Raw genomic sequence first — 17,246 nt, 5'->3', positions numbered from 1 at the left:
CTCCGATAGCGCCCCCGTTTATGCACGGCGGATTATGGGCATCGAAACCGAGTACGGCATTACAGCGAGCGCAAGCGATGGACAGCGGGTGATGTCCCCGGATGAGATCGCCCGCGTGCTTTTTCGGCCCATCGTGTCGAAGTACTCTTCCTCCAATATCTTTAGTCCCAACGCCTCCCGCCTCTACCTCGACGTGGGTTCCCACCCGGAGATCGCTACCGCGGAGTGCGATAGCTTAACCCAGCTCATTGCCTATGAGCGCGCCGGCGATGCTGTGGTCAATCGCATGGCCGTGCAGGCGGAGGAAACACTGGCGGCGGAGGGGGAGAAGCGCGCTGTCTACTTGTTCAAAAACAATGTGGACTCGGCCGGCAATTCCTACGGCTGCCACGAGAACTACCTCATCGGCCGCCACGTGGTGCTCAAGGACCTCGGCAAAGCTCTGCTGCCGTTCATGATCACCCGCCAGCTCATCTGTGGCGCAGGGATGGTTAGACCTGCCAAGGGAGAGGAACCCGCGCGTTTCGTGCTCTCCCAACGTGCCGACCAGGTGTGGGAAGGTGTGTCCTCTGCGACGACTCGCTCGCGCCCCATCATCAATACTCGCGACGAACCGCATGGTGATTCCAAGCGTTTCCGCCGCATGCACGTTATCGTTGGCGACTCCAACATGGCCGAACCCACGATGGCCCTCAAAGTTGGATCCACGCTGCTCATGCTGGAGATGCTGGAAGCCGGTTTTGAGGTGCCGGCATTCTCGGTACTCGAGCCAATTAAACACATTAGGGCCATCGCGCTCGACCCCACCGGCCGCACCGAGCTTCCGCTTGAGGGAGGCGGCAGCACCACCGCGCTCGCCGTGCAGCAGGAGCTCTGTACCGCTGCCGAGCGCTGGCTGGATCACCGCGAGGACGCAGGCACTCCGACGGTTGAGTTGGCCCGGGTCGTGGACTTGTGGAAGCGCACCCTCCAGGCCATTGACACTCAGGATTTCTCCGGCGTTGACCGCGAGATCGATTGGGTCATCAAGCGCAGCCTGCTGAACCGCTACCGCGAGCGCCTGGGCGGGGATTGGTCGCACCCCAAGCTGGCACAGATTGACCTGACCTACCATGACATCCGTCCAGGTCGCGGCCTCTACAGCGTATTGGAGCAGCGCGGCATGGTGAAACGCTGGATCGACGATGCTGCAATCAACGCCGCAGTCGACACCGCCCCGCAGACCACCCGTGCCAAGCTGCGCGGGGAGTTTCTCGCTGTTGCCCGCGAGCTCGATGCCGCGGTAACGGTGGATTGGACGCGGATGAAGGTCAACCGGCCTGAACCGATGACCGAGGAGTTCTCCGACCCCTTTGTGTCCGAGGACCCGCGCCTAGATGGGTTGTTAGACTACATGCGTTCGCACCCAGGCTCGTAGAGCCGTAGAGCTGATCAAGGAACCTGCCACTATGCCTTCAGTAGATCGCACTGCAGCCCGGACGCCGGTCAGAGACCGCGCTATCGAAAGGCTCACCAACCTCACCTTTGCCCTGCATGGGGCAGCGCACCAAGGCGGGGTTCCGGACCGCAGCGCGGCGTGGATCCGCAGCCACGTCGAGGGCTACCAGTCACGCAGCGATGAAGCCTTTCACAAGCAGCTTTCCCGCGACATCGTGACCCTGCAGCGCGCCGGTGTGCCAGTAGTACACAGCAGCGGCGCGGAAGGTTCGCTGTACCGGCTCGATCCCGAAAACTACCAGCTACCTCCCGTCGATTTCACGCCGGAGGAGGCCATGGTTCTCGGCGTAGCCGGCGGCATCGGCACTCCGGGAGGCTTAAGCGATTTCAGTCTCTCCGCGTGGACCAAGATCGCAGCCTCAGGCGCCTCCCGCGACTTGAGCGGAGCGCCGGTGTACACCGCAGTCAACGACATGACCAGGTTGAGCCCAGAGCTCGTCACTGGAGTCATCACCGCAGTGCGTGCTGGGCTGCGCATTTCCTTCGATTACTACGCCACGCCCTCTGCCGAGGCGGTTCGCCGCCATATGGATCCCTGGGGGCTGGTCAACCACCGGGATCGTGTTTATCTCGTCGGTTGGGATGTGGACCGCGAGGCTCCCCGAACTTTTCGCGCTACCCGCGTGGACAACGTCAGGCGCTCGCGCGCTGCGGCCACGCACCTCGAGCCCACTGCACCACTGCAGGATCTCGTTGTAGAGGCGCTGGAGCGGGGCGAAACGGTAAATGCAGTCCTCGAGGTTCCCGAGGGGCAGGCCGCCGAGCTTGTCGACGCCGGACGCAGGCGCGAGGATGGACTTCTAGAACTCACCAACGTACACCACGATTGGTTGGTGCGCACCGCTGCTGGCTATGCACCAGATGTCGTGGTTATCGAGCCACCCGAGGTTCGTGCCGACATCATCGCACTCCTAAGTGTCGGTGATGACCCATCATCAGCGTCTGGCGAGGAGGCCCGCCATGGTTGATCAACCCCGCAAGCTGCAGTCCCTTGTTCGCTCCCTCAACCTCATCCCTTACCTGCGTAACCACCCGGGGCTGACTCCGATGGAGGCTGCCGAGGATTTAGGGATGACCCCTGCTGAGCTTAAGGATGCTATCGACCGTCTCTTCTGCTCCGGTGTGGGCCGCAATACCGAGGACCTTATCGACTTAAGCTTTAGCTACCGCGATGGCATCGAGATCTACAACGACCAGGGCCTGACCCAGGCATTGCGCCTGACCCCAACTGAGGCCGGCGCATTGTTGCTGACGCTCGAGTCCCTTGAGGCAATGCCGGGGCTTGTCGACGTCTCCGCGGTCCACTCTGCCGCCGCGAAGCTGCGCGAGATCATGGATGAAAAGACAGCCGCCATCTATGACTCCCTGGCCACGACCGATCCCGAAGAGTCTGAGGTGCAAGCGGCGTTAGCGGGGGCCGTCGACAAGCGCCGGCAAGTGCGTTTTACCTACTGGAGTATGTCCTCCAACCGGACGAGTGAGCGTACCGTGCATCCGGCCCGCATCTTTATCGTGGACGGCGAACCCTATTTGGTGGCCTGGGACGAGTCGGTGGGGGAGCACCGCACGTTCCGCCTTGACCGGATGAGTGATGTCGAAGTGCTCGACGCTTCCGCGACACCACATGTGCGGGAGCTGGATTTCGACCCGGACTCCCCGTTTGGTCTAGATCACACTCTCACCGCCGAGCTGGAGATTCACCAAGAATTCACCTGGCTAGCGGAACACTACGACATCACCCTTGGCGAGACCCTAGAAAATGGCCTCATAGCTGCAACGATGCCGGTCGGCTCGGAGGCGTGGTTTAGCCGTTTCGCGCTCGGCCAAGCTGATCGCATGCGGGTTGTGGGGCCGCAGAAGCTCGTTGACGCCATTTCGGAGCATAGAAAACGAGCACTGGAGCGTTATACTCAACTGCCAGACTAAGAGCTCTCCCGCGTGCACGTCGCTCAGCGTCGCGCTGTGTGAACAAACACGCTTCATCGACCAAGAAAGAAGGGGCACCCTCAATGACCGTGGGACCTTTGGAAATCGGCCTTGTTGTTCTCGTGATCGTGCTGTTGTTCGGCGCTAAGAAGCTGCCGGAGCTGGCTCGCTCCATGGGCCGGTCTATGCGCATCTTCAAGTCCGAAGTCAAGGAGATGAAAGAGGAGAACAACACCTCTGAGCAGCAGGGCCAGATCGCGGGCTCCAAGCAGTCCGACGAGGACTTCTGGAACAGCCCGGAGATGCAGCCGCGCACTTCCAAGCCGGCTGACGGAAACCAGAACTAATAATCTTTCCCGGCAGGCAGACCACACTCCGAGTCCCTCGGCGTGCTGAGGCCTCGCCTGCCGTCGTGGGCTTTTCTGTGGAGGTCTTGCTTTGAGTACCGCGAGTACACCGTCGAATCCTGCTTCTAACGCGCCGAAGCAAAAATGGAGCTCAAAGCTACGCCGCAAGCCCAAGAACCCAACGGGGGAGATGACCTTAGTTCAGCACCTCCAGGAGCTGCGCCGACGCATCGTCATTTCCCTTCTCGCCCTCGCTGTGGGTGCCATCATCGGATTCATCTGGTACCAACACGCCCCGTTTGGCATGTCACCGCTAGGCGAGATTTTGCGCGGTCCCTATTGCTCACTCCCTGAAGAGAGCCGTGTTTCCTTCTCCGCGGACGGCGAATGCCGTCTGCTCGCAACCAGCCCCTTCGAAATGCTGATGCTCCGACTCAAGGTTGGCGCGTTAGCCGGCACTGTGCTGTCCTCACCGGTCTGGCTCTACCAGATATGGGCCTTCATCGTGCCCGGCCTGCACAAGAACGAACGCCGCTTTACCTTTTTGTTTGTCTCGACTGCGGTCCTGCTCTTCGTGCTCGGCGCGGTTCTCGCCTACGTCATCCTTTCCGTGGGTCTGGAGTTCCTCATGGGCATGGGCTCGGAGTACCAGACCGCAGCGCTCACGGGTGAGCGTTACTTCTACTTCCTGCTGGCGTTGCTCCTCATCTTTGGCGTGAGCTTTGAGATCCCACTACTCGTGGTTTGCCTTAATCTGATTGGTGTTTTGGAATATGACCACGTCAAAGATAAGCGCCGCATCATCATTGTCGTCATCATGATTTTCGCCGCGGTTGTTACACCGGGCCAAGAACCCTTCTCAATGTTGGTTTTGGCCGGTGCTCTCGTGGTTCTTGTGGAGATAGCTTTCCAGTTCTGCCGCATCAACGACAAGCGCCAGAAGCGCCAGCGCCCAGACTGGATGGACTTGGACGATGAAACTGCCTCGTCGCTGGATGAAGGTCCGGGTGCCATTGGCGCACCGACTCCGGTGTCTGCATCCACGAGCGTTTCTGCGTCGTCGCGGCCGGTATCTTCCGGGCCTGTCGCCCCGGCTTCGACTCCTGACGCTCGGGTACCGCAGCCTCAACAGACGAATACTCAGCCCCCGCAGAGCGGCTTCTTCGACGACGTTCTCTAACCTCGTCAGCCTTCTTAGCGAACTTGTTCAATCGTTCTGCTTGGCGCCGGGGACCGGCGCACTAGTACGCCGTCCCTGACAGGTACCCTGGGGACTTATGACACTGACGCATCTGGACGAGTTCACCCAAGCGCTTCCGTACTCACTGGATGAATTCCAGATCCAAGGATGCCAAGCCGTCGAAGCTGGCCACGGTGTTCTGGTCTGTGCGCCCACCGGCGCGGGTAAAACCGTGGTGGGTGAGTTCGCCGTGTCCTTGGCGCTGCGCCAAGGGACCCGCTGTTTCTACACCACACCCATCAAGGCGCTGAGTAACCAGAAGTACCACGACCTAGTTGACGCGCATGGTGAGGATGCGGTCGGGCTGCTGACCGGTGATGTCTCCATTAACTCCTCCGCGGACATCCTCGTGATGACCACTGAGGTTTTGCGCAACATGATTTACGCGGGCTCAGGTGCATTGGATCGCTTGACCCATGTGGTCATGGATGAGATCCACTTTCTTGCGGATGCTTCGCGCGGCGCAGTGTGGGAAGAGGTCATCCTCAACCTGGAGGAGCACGTCTCCATCATTGGTTTGTCCGCAACCGTATCCAACTCCGAGGAGTTCGGCCGGTGGCTGACCACCGTGCGTGGTGACACCAAGGTCATTGTCACCGACAAGCGCCCCGTACCGCTGGACCAGTGGATGATGGTCGGCCGCAAAATCTATCCGCTCTTTGAACCCGACTCAGGCGGCCAGGTAAACACTGAGCTCGCACGTCGTATCCAACGTCTGGAGGCCGGCGATACCGATAATGGCCGCGCAGACTATGCCCAGAACCGTGCGAGCTTCCGCGCCCGCGCCCGTCACAAAGGCGGCGGGCGCGGCGACCGGCACAGTGATCGGCGCAGCGGCGCGCCTCGTGCGCAGGACCGTTACCGTCCGCTTGGCCGCCCGGAGGTTCTCAAAGAGCTGCAATCAATGGAGATGCTGCCGGCAATTACCTTCATCTTCTCCCGCGCGGGCTGCGACGGTGCTCTGTATCAGTGCTTGCGCTCCCGCATGGTGCTGACCTCCCAGGAGGAGGCTGTTGAGATCAAGGCCATCGTCGATAAGGGCGTGGAAGGCATTCCGGAAGAAGACCTCAAGGTCCTTGATTTCAAACGTTGGCGCGAAGCGCTCTCGCGGGGCTTTGCTGCCCACCACGCGGGCATGCTTCCGGCCTTTAGGCACATCGTGGAGGAACTGTTCGTCAAGGGCCTCGTGCGGGCAGTCTTCGCCACCGAAACGCTAGCCCTAGGAATAAACATGCCGGCGCGCACCGTGGTGTTGGAAAAGCTGGTGAAATTTAACGGCGAGGCACACGTGGATCTGACACCGGGCCAGTACACACAGCTCACCGGCCGCGCCGGTAGGCGAGGCATCGATACCTTGGGCAATGCCGTCGTGCAGTGGGCACCCGCTATGGATCCCACCGCGGTGGCGGGGCTTGCCTCAACTCGTACCTATCCGCTCATTTCCACTTTCGAGCCCGGCTACAACATGGCTATCAACCTGCTGGGCATGCTTGGCTTTGATGACTCGCTGCGTTTGCTAGAAAAGTCTTTCGCCCAGTTCCAGGCGGATGGATCCGTTGTGGAGGAAACCCGAGAGATTGAGCGCGCTGAGCACCGCGTCCGCGAACTACGCGCACAGTTGGAGCAGGCCGTAGTTAACTTGGCTCCGCCTGCCACCGATGGCGAAGACCCCGCTGAGATTCTCATGGACTATATGCGTCTGCGCCGAGCGCTGACCGAGGAGGAGAAGTCAGCGCGGGCCTTCAAGAAGGAGGAGAGAAACAAGGAAGTTGCCGCAGTACTGGCTCGCTTGCAGGTGGGTGAAGTCATCGCCATCGCAACCAAGAAACGGCCAACGCTGGCTGTCGTTATTACCCCGGCCAACCAGACTGCCGATCCACGCCCCTGGGTAACCACTGAAACGGGATGGTCTGGACGCATCGATTCCGCCGGTATCGATAATCCGCCGATCGTCGTTGGGCACATGAAGCTCCCGCGCGCAGCGCAGAAGAACCCGCGCCGCCATACCCGATTTGTCCAGGAGTCCTTCAAGCGCGACTACTACAAGCGTCCGAAGAAGATGCGCACTGAGCCGCGTAATCGCCCCAACAAGAAGATCGCGCAGTTGCGCGATGCCCTCCGCGAACATCCGGTGCACCTTTGGCCCGCGACCGACCGCGAGCAGCTGGCCGGGGTGGCGCAGAAGCTGGCGCGCCGCGAACGCGAGCTAGCCAGGCTTGAGGATAAGGTCGAGCGCGCCACGGATACTCTTGGCCGCACCTTCGAGCGCATCGTGGATCTTCTGGCGGAGATGGACTACGTGGAGTTTGATGGTTACGGCGAAAACCGCGAGCCGGTCATCACGGATGAGGGCGAGCGTCTGGCCAAAATCCACTCCGAGTCGGACCTACTGGTGGCGCAATGCCTCAAGCGCGGTATCTGGAACGACCTCGACCCGGCGGAGCTGGCCGGTGTGGCCTCCCTCTGTGTCTTTGAAAACCGCAAGACCACTCGCGGGGAACCCGGTGCGGCTACCGACGCAATGGCTAACGCCATGGACGCTACATGGCGCATTTATAGCGAGCTCGTCGCCGATGAGAAACGCCATAACCTGCCGCAAACGAGGGAGCCGGAGCCTTCTTTCGCGCTAGCTATCCACCAGTGGACGGCGGGCGCGCCGCTGGCCTATTGCATGGGCGCGGCTAACGAGTCTGGTGCAGAGCTAACCCCCGGTGACTTTGTCCGCTGGTGCCGCCAGGTCATTGACCTGCTCCAGCAGGTGGCGAAGACGGGCTACGAGGACGAGATTCGTCGCAATGCCCGGCGCGCCATCGACGCGATCCAGCGCGGCGTCGTCGCCATCGGCGCCTAGGCTTAGCGCCTAGTCTTCGGTGCCACCGCGAAGCAGCGCCGTGGCTGCCGCACCGATTACTTGGCGGTGGGGCGAAACGAGCGCCACGGTGGCGAGCTTGAGGTTGCGCCCCAGCGGGTTAAGGATGAGGGCTTGCGTACCGATGACAGCGTCATCGACTAAAGCTGGACCGCCCGAGTCACCTTTGACTGCCGGAATCGTGTTGAAGACTAAACCGGCGGGGGAGACGGTGGTGCGGAAGTCAATGGACCAGGTGCGGAAGAAGGGAAGGAGAAAAAGCCCGCTGCGCTGTTGGGCACGGCGAGCTTTTCCGCCATATCCCCAGGTGGTGACTGGGGCGCGGAATGGCGGGGTGCTTTCTGCCAGCCCAGGAAGGTCCCGGGGCGGGGCCGGCCGGTCGAGCAAGCACAGCGCCATGTCGGTCCCATCAATCGTGCGCACGGCGGCCACGCGCCGGTTGAACCCGCCACTCACCCTGTAGTGATCCCCCTTATCAAGGCCGTCGCGGAAGAAGTGCGCGCAGGTCAGAACCAACCGGGTTGCCTGTTGGGAGCGGGGTCTTAAGGACGCATCGATGAGCACTCCCGAGCAATAGCTTGAGCGAGTCCGGAGCTTGACGGCAGCGGGATAGGAATTCACGCCTCCCAGCTTAACTGGACAAAGGCGGGCGGTAGGCTAACTGTCATGACTGATTATGCGTCCCGACTGAGCCGTTCCCGCGCTATCGCAGCTGCTAAAGGCATCGACATCCTGTTAGTGGGTACAGGTGCCGAATTCGCGTACCTCACCGGTTCGTGGGTCTCCTCCCACGAGCGCCTGACCTGCTTGGTTATCCGTCCCGATGCCGAACCGGTAATCGTCGCCCCCAGCACCGACATTGAGTCGCTTCAGGGCGTTGCGACCCAGCTGGTGGGATGGAGCGATGGGCAGGATCCCTATGCGCTGGCCTTGGAAGGTGCGCGCCCTACCACCGTTGCCTTGGGATCCTCACTCACCGCCGATCACGTGCTGCGCTTTCAGTCCGCAATTGGCAACCTCGAAGCTAGTACTGCGAAGGAACAGCACCCCGCAAAGTATGTTCTGGCCACCGAGGCCCTCGCCGAGCTTTTTACCCGCAAGGATCCAGATGAGGTGGCAGAGCTACGCGCTGCAGCGGCGGCTATCGACGCTGTCCACGCCGAGGTGCCGCGCCTCCTGCAGCCGGGGCGCACCGAGGCCGACGTAGCCGCAGATGTGCGGGAGCTCATTCTGCGCGAGCACCGCGAGGTGGATTTCATCATCGTGGGCTCCGGTCCGAATGGAGCCAATCCACACTATGACTTTGGGGACCGAGTACTCGCCGCCGGCGATCCCGTGGTGGTGGATATTGGCGGTACGCTGCCCTCGGGCTATCATTCCGACTGCACCCGCACCTACGTCGTTGGCGCCGATCCTGCTGCCGCGCCGGCAGAGTTTCGCGAGGCTTACGCGGTCCTAGAGAAGGCCCAGGCTGCCGGCCGAGCTGCTGCGCGCCCGGGCACAACCGCCCAGGAGATCGACCGCGCCACGCGCAGCGTGATCGAAGACGCCGGTTGGGGTGAGTTCTTCACGCACCGGACCGGACACGGCATTGGCTTGTCGACGCACGAGGAGCCCTTCATCATGGAAGGAAACGAGCTGGAGCTTGCCGAGTCCATGGCCTTCTCGATCGAGCCGGGTATCTACGTGCCGGGCAAGTGGGGCATGCGTCTTGAAGACATCGTGGTGACCACCGAGTCCGGCTATGAGTCCCTGAACCAGGCACCGAGGGGGTTGCGCTAATGGGAGACACTGGCGCGCTACTGATCCTTGGCGGGCGCAGCGATATCGGTGGGGAGCTTGCACGTCGGCTGTGTGAGGGTCGCCCAGTGGTTCTCGCCGCGCGGGGCGAACACGGTATGGACAGGCTGCACTCCGAACTCCTGAGCAGCGGGGCCACCTCCGTTCACACGCTGTCCTTCGACGCCGCGGAAGTTTCCTCCCACCGCGCGGTCATCGAACAAGCTGCAGCACTTGCAGGGGCAGAGATCACCACGGCCGTCGTCGCCTTCGGAATTCTGGGCGATCAGGAGCGCGCGGAGCACGACGAAGCCCACGCCTTCGACATAGCGCTGGTGGACTATGCAGCGCAGGTATCCATGCTCACCGTGCTTGCCGACGTCATGACGAGAGGGCACATCGTGGCCTTTTCCTCCATCGCTGGGTGGCGGGCCCGCCGGGCCAACTATGTCTATGGCTCGACCAAGGCGGGCCTGGATGCCTTCTGCCAAGGCTTAGCGGATCGATTGCAGGGCAGCGGCCTAGCGCTGATCACCGCGCGCCCCGGCTTCGTCATTGGTTCGATGACTAAAGGCATGACACCCGCGCCCTTGTCCGTTACCCCTGACGTTGTGGCCCAAGCGGTGGTCAAGGCCATTGAGTCCTCGGCAGGTTCGCGGCCGGCTTCCCGCACGCTATGGATTCCACGGCCTCTTCAGCTCTTAGCGTGGGTGATGAAGCTGGTACCGCGTCCCATCTGGCGGCACATGCCGCGCTAGCGGTGCCCGAGGGCAGGAGAATTCGCATCGAAGATGAATCCGCGCGGTGCAAGGACGCGCAACACAACGTCAGCATCTCCCTCGGCTAGATCGTGGATGACCAATCCGCGCCAGGGGGTTACCGAGATGGAAACGCCCAGCTGGGCGATAAGCCCAGCGTATTCTCCGGGCAGCACGCCATCCTGCAGGCCCGCGCCCAGATCGACGCGGCCGGGCTTCGTGTGCTCAGTCAGCCAGCCGATGGGCAGCGCAGGCGAAGTGGGGGCTGAACCTGCCGCATCCGAGACACGTTCTAGGTCCTGCAGGTGCTCTGCAGAGACCTTTTCCGCAAAGTCCACGAGTTGGGAAATGGCATCCGCAAGCCCCAGCAGCGGCCCGGTGGGCTCGCCGTCGCGGATCAGGCGTGCGGCGACGGTATCTTCATCGTGTTCCGCCTCATCACCAGAGAGCTGAAGGCCAGCCGACACCCCGTGTGTGAGGAGATCACCAGCACCGCTATCCACACCAAAAAGCGCGGCACGGGCTATCGCAGGGGCATCCTGATCGACGTCGGCTAAGGCTTCCGCGATCCGCTGCGCTACCTGACGGGCGCGCAGCGAGAGGGGAGAGGCCAGCACGTGAGCGGCGGTGGTGGGCAGGGGGACGTCGCCAAGCACCTGCGCATTGGCGACGCCTCGCAGGCCGATGACGCTGTGCTGCTCTAGGTACACATTGCCATCGCCATGTTCTCTGGCGGCCTGGCCCAGAGCGAGCCACTGCTCGGGGGTGACAACGCCGCCGGCGGGATGGAAGCGCAAGGTAGCGGATTCGGGATGCTTCGACTCAGGGAGGGACATGGTGGGACAGTCTAGTCGCTCCGGGAGGGTCTCCTGCGAAGCGCCAAGCCCAGCAAGTATGGTGGGCGACATGCCGTTTGTTCTCTTCATCGCGTACATCCTCCTAGAAACTATGGCCTTTTGGGCCGTTGCCGAGTGGATTGGTGTGCTGTGGGCGCTGCTTGCCTTGGCGCTGACCATGCTCTTCGGCATGACTATCGCCAGCTGGGAAGTCCGCCGCATGATGGTCAGCCGCATCCGTCAAACCGATGACGGTGTGTACGTCATGGAGGATCCCACCCCGGGCAAGACGGCAGGCAACGTTGGCCTGACCATGGTGGGCGGAATCCTGCTGTCACTGCCCGGATTTGTCTCCACGGTCTTCGGAGCACTGCTTATCTTTGCGCCCACGCGGTCCATCATCCGCACGCTACTTGCGGCATCGATGTTCCGGAAGATCGAAAACATGGGCGTGCGCGTGTACGAAGCCTCACCCATGGCCCAGCACCGCGATTCCTATGGTTCCTTCGGCACCTTTGACGCAGGCGCCAGCGGTGATGGAATGGGGGGCATGGATCAAACTGGCCAGTCGCATGAGGTCTTGGATGAAGATGAAATCCGCACGTGGACCCAACACGTCAAGCCCGAAGACTTTGAGGACGGAAAGAAGTAGTGCTGGTACTTGTGGCCCGGCTCGCTCTCGCTGCTGCGTCGGGCGCGGTGACCTACCTTGCCGTTGAGCCACGCGGCTGGTGGGCCGCCGGCATAATCGGCATGGCGATGCTCGTGGCAGCGCTCTCACCGTGGAGAAAACCCCTCGGTCTGGGGTGGGCGGCCCTCGTCGCTTGTGTACATAGCGCGGTGTTGTACTTGTTCACGCTGCCATGGATTGGTGAGTTAGTGGGCAACATGCCCTATATTGCGCTCGCTTTATTCCTGTCTCTGTACAGCATCCTCCTTGGTATCGGCGGGGCGGCGCTGCTGCGCTTAAACTACGGTTTCGCTCTCTTCCCGTTCTTCTACGTGGCGGTAGAAATGCTGCGCTCCTCAGTGCCCTTTGGCGGTTTTGCGTGGGTGCGCCTCGCTTGGGGGCAAATAGAGGGCCCACTCGCCAATCTCGCCTCGTGGGGCGGGCCGGCACTCATTACCTGCGCGGTAGTCTGCGTAGGCGCGGGCATGGTGGGGCTTGCCCGCTCACCGCGCCTGGCATGTGCGTTCTTGGCCGTGCCGATGCTTGCCGGATTATTGGCGGCACAGAGCGTGGACCGCCCAGGCCGCACAACAGGCACGGTGACGGTCGCCGCAGTGCAAGGAAACGTTCCACGGCTGGGCCTTGACTTTGCCGCCCAACGCCGCGCGGTGCTGGATAACCACGTCCGGGTCACTGAGCAGGCAGCCCAGGATGGCGCTGAGCCAGACATCGTCATTTGGCCGGAGAACTCCTCCGATATCAACCCTTTTGCGAATGAGGACGCCCGAGAGCTTATCGACGGCGCCGCCCACGACATCGATGCACCAATCCTCGTCGGAACGCTGACCCAGGATGAGGTTGGCGCACGGAACACCATGCAGGTGTTTAACCCGGATGGCTCGGCAGGGGAGTACCACCACAAGAAGTACCTGCAGCCTTTTGGTGAGACGATGCCGATGCGCGATTTCTTTAGGAAGATCACCGACCTGGTGGACCTGGCAGGCGACATGAAGCCCGGTGACGGTCCGGGCGTGGTCACCATGGCTGGGACCGCAGTGGGCGTTGCCACGTGTTATGAGATCAGCTTTGACCAGGCGTTCCGAACCGCCATCAACAATGGGGCGCAGATCCTCACGACACCGACGAACAATGCCACCTTTAGTGACTCCGACATGACCTACCAGCAGTTGGCCATGAGCCGCTTGCGCGCGATCGAGGCGGATCGGGCCGTCGTTGTGGCGGCTACGTCTGGGGTCTCTGCCATCGTCCACCCGGATGGCTCAGTGAGCCAGGCCAGCGGTATCTTTGAACCGGCATATCTCGAAGAAGAGCTTCCGCTGCGAGAAGGGCGTACATTTGCGGTGCGTTATGGTTCGCTCCTGCAATGGCTCATGGCTATTATTGGAACGGTCTGTGCGCTGTATGCGATCTATTCCACCCGCTTGTCCGGACGACGCAGCGCGCCTGAAAAAGAAATCTAAAGGAGCAAGGAACTAGTGAGCTCGACCCGCGAATCTACCCTGGTCATCATCCCTACTTACAACGAGATTGAGAACCTACCGCTCATTACCGGGCGTGTGCGCAAGGCAACGCCGGAGGTTCACATCCTGATTGTGGACGATAACTCCCCGGACGGCACCGGTGACGCGGCGGATAAGCTGGCCGCTGATGACTCCCACCTGCACGTTCTCCACCGTGAGGGCAAGGGCGGACTTCTCGGCGCGTACATCGCCGGTTTCAAGTGGGGCCTGGAGAAGGACTACCAGGTGCTGTGCGAGATGGATGCTGACGGCTCCCACGCACCGGAGCAGCTGCACCTGCTGTTGGAGGAAATTGACAAGGGTGCCGACTTGGTCATCGGCTCTCGCTATGTTCCGGGCGGCGAGACCGTCAATTGGCCAGCCAACCGCGAGCTGCTTTCTCGCCTGGGCAACAAGTACATCTCGGTCGCCTTGGGCGCCGGCATCAACGACATGACCGCCGGTTACCGCGCCTTCCGTCGCGAGCTACTCGAGCACCTAGACTTCGAGGAGCTCTCTAACGCCGGCTACATTTTCCAGGTTGACGTTGCCTTCCGCGCCATCAAAGATGGCTTCGATGTCCGCGAGGTACCGATCACCTTTACCGAGCGAGAGCTGGGTGAGTCGAAGCTTGACGGCTCTTTTGTCAAGGATTCCCTGCTGGAGGTCACCAAGTGGGGCGTTGCGCACCGCTCCGAGCAGGTCAGCGACTTTACCTCTGAGGTATCCAAGATCACCTCACGCACGGTAAAGGACATGGAGCTTGGATCCAAGTTCAGCAACGCTAAGACTGCTGTGTCCGACTTTGTCTCCGAGGTATCCAACTTGGTGAAGGGCACACTCAACCGCTAAAACTGCTTTCCTCACCGCAAGCCCGAAGGCCCGTCATGGCTTTCGGGCTTTTGTGGTAGTAACCACCATCGGTGCTAATGTCGTAAGTGGCACTTTACTCGGTGCACAGTGACTTGTTTCACTTCATTCTCACACTACGGATCGTTCGGCACGTACCTGCCGATGGAGGAGAGTTTGCTATGGCAACCGTAACGTTCAAAGATGCATCCCTAACCTATCCAGGAGCTACAGAACCCACCGTCAAGAAGTTCAACCTGGAAATCGCTGACGGCGAGTTCCTCGTCTTGGTCGGCCCATCCGGCTGTGGTAAATCCACCACGCTGCGCATGCTGGCCGGCTTGGAAAACGTCACGGACGGTGCCATCTTCATCGGCGACAAGGACGTCACCCACGTCGCACCGCGTGACCGAGACATCGCTATGGTCTTCCAGAACTATGCTCTCTACCCGCACATGACCGTGCGCGAGAACATGGGTTTTGCGCTAAAGATCGCAGGCAAATCCCAGGACGAGATCAACAAGCGCGTCGATGAAGCCGCCGCTACCTTGGGCCTGACCGAATTCTTGGAGCGCAAGCCGAAGGCCCTGTCCGGTGGTCAGCGCCAGCGCGTAGCCATGGGCCGCGCCATCGTTCGTAATCCCCAGGTCTTCCTCATGGATGAGCCACTGTCCAACCTCGACGCCAAGCTGCGTGTGCAGACGCGTACCCAGATCGCGGCTTTGCAGCGCAAGCTCGGGGTCACCACCGTCTACGTCACCCACGACCAAACCGAGGCACTGACCATGGGTGACCGCATCGCGGTACTCAAGGACGGCTACCTGCAGCAGGTCGGCGCACCCCGCGAGCTCTACGACCGCCCAGCCAACGTCTTCGTCGCCGGCTTCATCGGTTCCCCGGCCATGAACCTCGGTACCTTTACGGTCAAGGATGGTGACGCTACCTCGGGGCACGCCCGCATCAAGCTGTCCCCGGAAACCATCGCGGCCATGACCCCGGAAGACAATGATCGCATCACCATCGGTTTCCGCCCGGAGGCCCTAGAGATCATCCCGGAGGGCGAATCCACCGACCACTCCATTCCCATCAAGCTCGACTTCGTAGAGGAACTTGGCTCTGATTCCTTCCTCTACGGCAAGCTGGTGGGCGAAGGTGACCTCGGCTCCTCGAGCGAGGATGTCCCCGAATCCGGTCAGATCGTCGTTCGTTCCGCACCGAACACCGCACCCGCCCCGGGCAGCGTTTTCTATGCACGCATCGTCGAAGGCGGCCAGCACAACTTCTCAGCCTCGACTGGAAAGCGCCTGCCGTAGCCCGTGCCCGGCTACTGCGAGCCAAGCAGCACGGATAGGCATAGAGCCAGGATTAATTCAGCTACGAAGGTGGAGTGACTCGACGTGAAAGAGTCTATGAGTATCACCTCCTCGACGTACGCGTCGGCACTTCTGACGCTGCCGTGGGATACGCCCCTGGAACAGTGGCCCGCTGAACTCATCGCGGCCCTTCCTAGGGGTATTTCCCGGCACATCGTGCGTTTCGTGGGGATTAACCGCGGCATCGTCGCGGTCAAGGAAATCGGCGCGCGTACCGCCCACCACGAATACAAAATGCTGCGCGAACTGCAGCGTCTTGGCGCACCCAGTGTGCGCCCTGTTGCCGTGATTACCGGCCGACACCCAGCCAAAGAGAGCTACGGGGAGCTCACCGCGGCGCTGGTCACTGAGCACCTGGAGTTTTCCCTACCGTACCGCGAGATCTTCTCGCGACACCTCACGGTAGTCGAGGCGGAAAAGCTAATCCGGGCCCTGTCAGTGCTACTCGTGCGCATGCATCTGCTGAACTTCTATTGGGGCGATGTATCGCTGTCGAACACCCTCTTCCGGCGGGACGCCGAGACCTATTCGGCCTATCTTGTCGACGCCGAAACGGGGGAGTTCCAGCCCAATCTCTCCGAATCACGCAGGCTTTACGACGTCGACATCGCCCGCGTCAACATCATCGGTGAACTCATGGACCTGCAAGCAGGAGAATGCTTGGATTCCTCCATCGATGTCATCGCCCTAGGCAGCCTGGTTGAGAGCTCTTACCTCGAGCTGTGGACGGAACTAACCGCCGAAGAATCCGTGGACGCCAGCGAGTATTGGCGCGTCTCCGAGCGGATTGACCGCCTTAATCAGCTGGGTTTCGATGTAGGCGAGCTCAAGGTCACGAAGGACGATTCGAAACACGTGGTGCGGATTCGCCCAGTGGTGGTCGATCCCGGCCACTACCGCGCGCAGTTATTGAGTTTGACGGGATTAAGCGTCGAGGAGCACCAAGCCCAGCGCCTCTTGGGTTCCATCCAGGCCTACCAAGCCGTCGAATGTGGGCCCCACGTGGGGCTTACCCAGGCCGCGCACCTGTGGATGACGCAAGAGTACGAGCCGACTATCGCCGCTGTCCCCGTAGAGATGTTGCAGAAGCTCGAACCCGCGCAGATTTTTCACGAAATCGTGGACCACCGTTGGTTCCTTGCCCAAGAGAGGGGAGAGGACGTGTCCCTTCCGGAGGCGACGGCATCCTACCTTGAGTCTGTGCTGCCCGCCCGCCGAGACGAGGCGCGGCTTCTCCACGCACAGCCCGCAAAGGGAGACTTGTCATAACCGCCTGCGTGCCCCAGTGGCCTCCAAAACCACAGATCGAAAACGCGGCTCTCAGCTGATTATTATATGGATTTGTATGTTTTAAGCCCGATTGCCCCTTAAATGGGGAAGGATTTCGTGCCCGAATATGGATATGGTCACAATCGGGCGTTTTAGGTCCGTTTTCTTTTGATTATGTGGAATACCTCACTAAGGTAGGAGACAGGCTAACCAGTTCATAGTTGGATTGCGATCCGCTATGAAGCACTTGGTGGCGCTGGGAACAATCCTTCGTCACGGAAGGAATCCCAGACACAACCGAATACGGGCCGGG

Annotated in this window: 15 protein-coding genes; 13 read left to right on the top strand and 2 right to left on the bottom strand. The window is 61.1% G+C overall.

What is annotated here, in order from left to right; translation table 11 throughout:
* Window positions 1-34: 34 nt before the first annotated feature.
* The 6 genes from pafA (at window position 35) to HMPREF2806_RS11605 (ending at window position 7,861) form a co-directional block, all read left to right on the top strand.
* On the top strand, window positions 35-1,417 hold the full coding sequence (gene pafA / locus HMPREF2806_RS11630) for a Pup--protein ligase (protein WP_049157703.1): 1,383 nt from the start codon (window positions 35-37) through the stop codon (window positions 1,415-1,417).
* 31 nt (window positions 1,418-1,448) lie between these two features.
* On the top strand, window positions 1,449-2,465 hold the full coding sequence (locus tag HMPREF2806_RS11625) for a helix-turn-helix transcriptional regulator (RefSeq protein ID WP_049157706.1): 1,017 nt from the start codon (window positions 1,449-1,451) through the stop codon (window positions 2,463-2,465).
* Window positions 2,458-3,423: a helix-turn-helix transcriptional regulator gene (locus tag HMPREF2806_RS11620; RefSeq protein ID WP_070517792.1), complete on the top strand. Its 966-nt coding sequence runs from the start codon at window positions 2,458-2,460 to the stop codon at window positions 3,421-3,423. Before HMPREF2806_RS11625 ends, HMPREF2806_RS11620 begins: the two co-directional genes overlap by 8 nt.
* A gap of 83 nt (window positions 3,424-3,506) precedes the next feature.
* Complete coding sequence (tatA, locus tag HMPREF2806_RS11615) at window positions 3,507-3,770, top strand: Sec-independent protein translocase subunit TatA (RefSeq protein WP_046649155.1); 264 nt, start codon at window positions 3,507-3,509, stop codon at window positions 3,768-3,770.
* A 190-nt stretch (window positions 3,771-3,960) separates the two neighbouring features.
* Window positions 3,961-4,950 carry a twin-arginine translocase subunit TatC gene (gene tatC / locus HMPREF2806_RS11610; RefSeq protein WP_070511880.1) on the top strand — a complete coding sequence of 330 codons (990 nt, stop codon included), beginning with the start codon at window positions 3,961-3,963 and terminating at the stop codon, window positions 4,948-4,950.
* 97 nt (window positions 4,951-5,047) lie between these two features.
* Window positions 5,048-7,861, top strand: coding sequence for a DEAD/DEAH box helicase (locus HMPREF2806_RS11605; RefSeq protein ID WP_049157711.1), 2,814 nt, complete (start codon window positions 5,048-5,050; stop codon window positions 7,859-7,861).
* Between the two features lie 9 nt (window positions 7,862-7,870).
* Here the strand turns inward: HMPREF2806_RS11605 and HMPREF2806_RS11600 are convergent, their stop codons facing one another.
* Window positions 7,871-8,500, bottom strand: a complete 630-nt coding sequence (locus HMPREF2806_RS11600; RefSeq protein WP_232745455.1) for a trypsin-like peptidase domain-containing protein — start codon at window positions 8,498-8,500, stop codon at window positions 7,871-7,873.
* A 45-nt stretch (window positions 8,501-8,545) separates the two neighbouring features.
* On the opposite strand from HMPREF2806_RS11600, the gene HMPREF2806_RS11595 reads away from it, so the two are divergent.
* Window positions 8,546-9,661, top strand: coding sequence for a M24 family metallopeptidase (locus tag HMPREF2806_RS11595; protein WP_049157716.1), 1,116 nt, complete (start codon window positions 8,546-8,548; stop codon window positions 9,659-9,661).
* The gene (locus tag HMPREF2806_RS11590) at window positions 9,661-10,416 is read left to right on the top strand and encodes an SDR family oxidoreductase (RefSeq protein ID WP_049157718.1); all 756 of its coding nucleotides are present in this window, start codon (window positions 9,661-9,663) and stop codon (window positions 10,414-10,416) included. Before HMPREF2806_RS11595 ends, HMPREF2806_RS11590 begins: the two co-directional genes overlap by 1 nt.
* Here HMPREF2806_RS11590 and HMPREF2806_RS11585 read toward each other — a convergent pair.
* Window positions 10,413-11,252, bottom strand: a complete 840-nt coding sequence (locus HMPREF2806_RS11585; RefSeq protein ID WP_049157720.1) for a cobalamin biosynthesis protein — start codon at window positions 11,250-11,252, stop codon at window positions 10,413-10,415. The two genes, HMPREF2806_RS11590 and HMPREF2806_RS11585, sit on opposite strands and share 4 nt — an antisense overlap.
* Window positions 11,253-11,322: 70 nt before the next feature.
* On the opposite strand from HMPREF2806_RS11585, the gene HMPREF2806_RS11580 reads away from it, so the two are divergent.
* From HMPREF2806_RS11580 to HMPREF2806_RS11560, 5 genes are all read left to right on the top strand, one after another.
* Window positions 11,323-11,904 (top strand): FxsA family protein, encoded by a 582-nt coding sequence (locus HMPREF2806_RS11580; protein WP_070511899.1) that lies wholly within the window; start codon window positions 11,323-11,325, stop codon window positions 11,902-11,904.
* Complete coding sequence (lnt, locus tag HMPREF2806_RS11575) at window positions 11,904-13,403, top strand: apolipoprotein N-acyltransferase (protein ID WP_070517791.1); 1,500 nt, start codon at window positions 11,904-11,906, stop codon at window positions 13,401-13,403. The genes HMPREF2806_RS11580 and lnt overlap by 1 nt, the downstream gene beginning before the upstream one ends.
* A 15-nt stretch (window positions 13,404-13,418) precedes the next feature.
* The gene (locus HMPREF2806_RS11570; RefSeq protein WP_070517790.1) at window positions 13,419-14,294 is read left to right on the top strand and encodes a polyprenol monophosphomannose synthase; all 876 of its coding nucleotides are present in this window, start codon (window positions 13,419-13,421) and stop codon (window positions 14,292-14,294) included.
* Window positions 14,295-14,473: 179 nt separating this feature from the next.
* Window positions 14,474-15,604: an ABC transporter ATP-binding protein gene (locus HMPREF2806_RS11565; protein ID WP_049157728.1), complete on the top strand. Its 1,131-nt coding sequence runs from the start codon at window positions 14,474-14,476 to the stop codon at window positions 15,602-15,604.
* Window positions 15,605-15,688: 84 nt separating this feature from the next.
* Entirely contained in the window at window positions 15,689-16,933 is a 1,245-nt protein-coding gene (locus HMPREF2806_RS11560) for a DUF4032 domain-containing protein (protein ID WP_070517789.1), read from the top strand.
* The last annotated feature ends 313 nt before the right edge of the window (window positions 16,934-17,246 follow it).

This window comes from Corynebacterium sp. HMSC076G08 (genome assembly GCF_001811515.1).
GTDB classification, from domain to species: Bacteria; Actinomycetota; Actinomycetes; order Mycobacteriales; family Mycobacteriaceae; genus Corynebacterium; species Corynebacterium hiratae.
Note: the sequence above shows the minus strand (reverse complement) of the source record. Positions and strands in the feature narration are given on the sequence as shown.

Coding starts and splice junctions, on each gene's coding strand:
- HMPREF2806_RS11620 (WP_070517792.1), top strand. CDS start 2,458: ATGGTTGATCAACCCCGCAAGCTGCAGTCCCTTGTTCGCTCCCTCAAC.
- HMPREF2806_RS11625 (WP_049157706.1), top strand. CDS start 1,449: ATGCCTTCAGTAGATCGCACTGCAGCCCGGACGCCGGTCAGAGACCGC.
- pafA (WP_049157703.1), top strand. CDS start 35: ATGGGCATCGAAACCGAGTACGGCATTACAGCGAGCGCAAGCGATGGA.
- HMPREF2806_RS11565 (WP_049157728.1), top strand. CDS start 14,474: ATGGCAACCGTAACGTTCAAAGATGCATCCCTAACCTATCCAGGAGCT.
- tatC (WP_070511880.1), top strand. CDS start 3,961: ATGACCTTAGTTCAGCACCTCCAGGAGCTGCGCCGACGCATCGTCATT.
- HMPREF2806_RS11585 (WP_049157720.1), bottom strand. CDS start 11,252: ATGTCCCTCCCTGAGTCGAAGCATCCCGAATCCGCTACCTTGCGCTTC.
- HMPREF2806_RS11595 (WP_049157716.1), top strand. CDS start 8,546: ATGACTGATTATGCGTCCCGACTGAGCCGTTCCCGCGCTATCGCAGCT.
- HMPREF2806_RS11580 (WP_070511899.1), top strand. CDS start 11,323: ATGCCGTTTGTTCTCTTCATCGCGTACATCCTCCTAGAAACTATGGCC.
- HMPREF2806_RS11605 (WP_049157711.1), top strand. CDS start 5,048: ATGACACTGACGCATCTGGACGAGTTCACCCAAGCGCTTCCGTACTCA.
- tatA (WP_046649155.1), top strand. CDS start 3,507: ATGACCGTGGGACCTTTGGAAATCGGCCTTGTTGTTCTCGTGATCGTG.
- HMPREF2806_RS11590 (WP_049157718.1), top strand. CDS start 9,661: ATGGGAGACACTGGCGCGCTACTGATCCTTGGCGGGCGCAGCGATATC.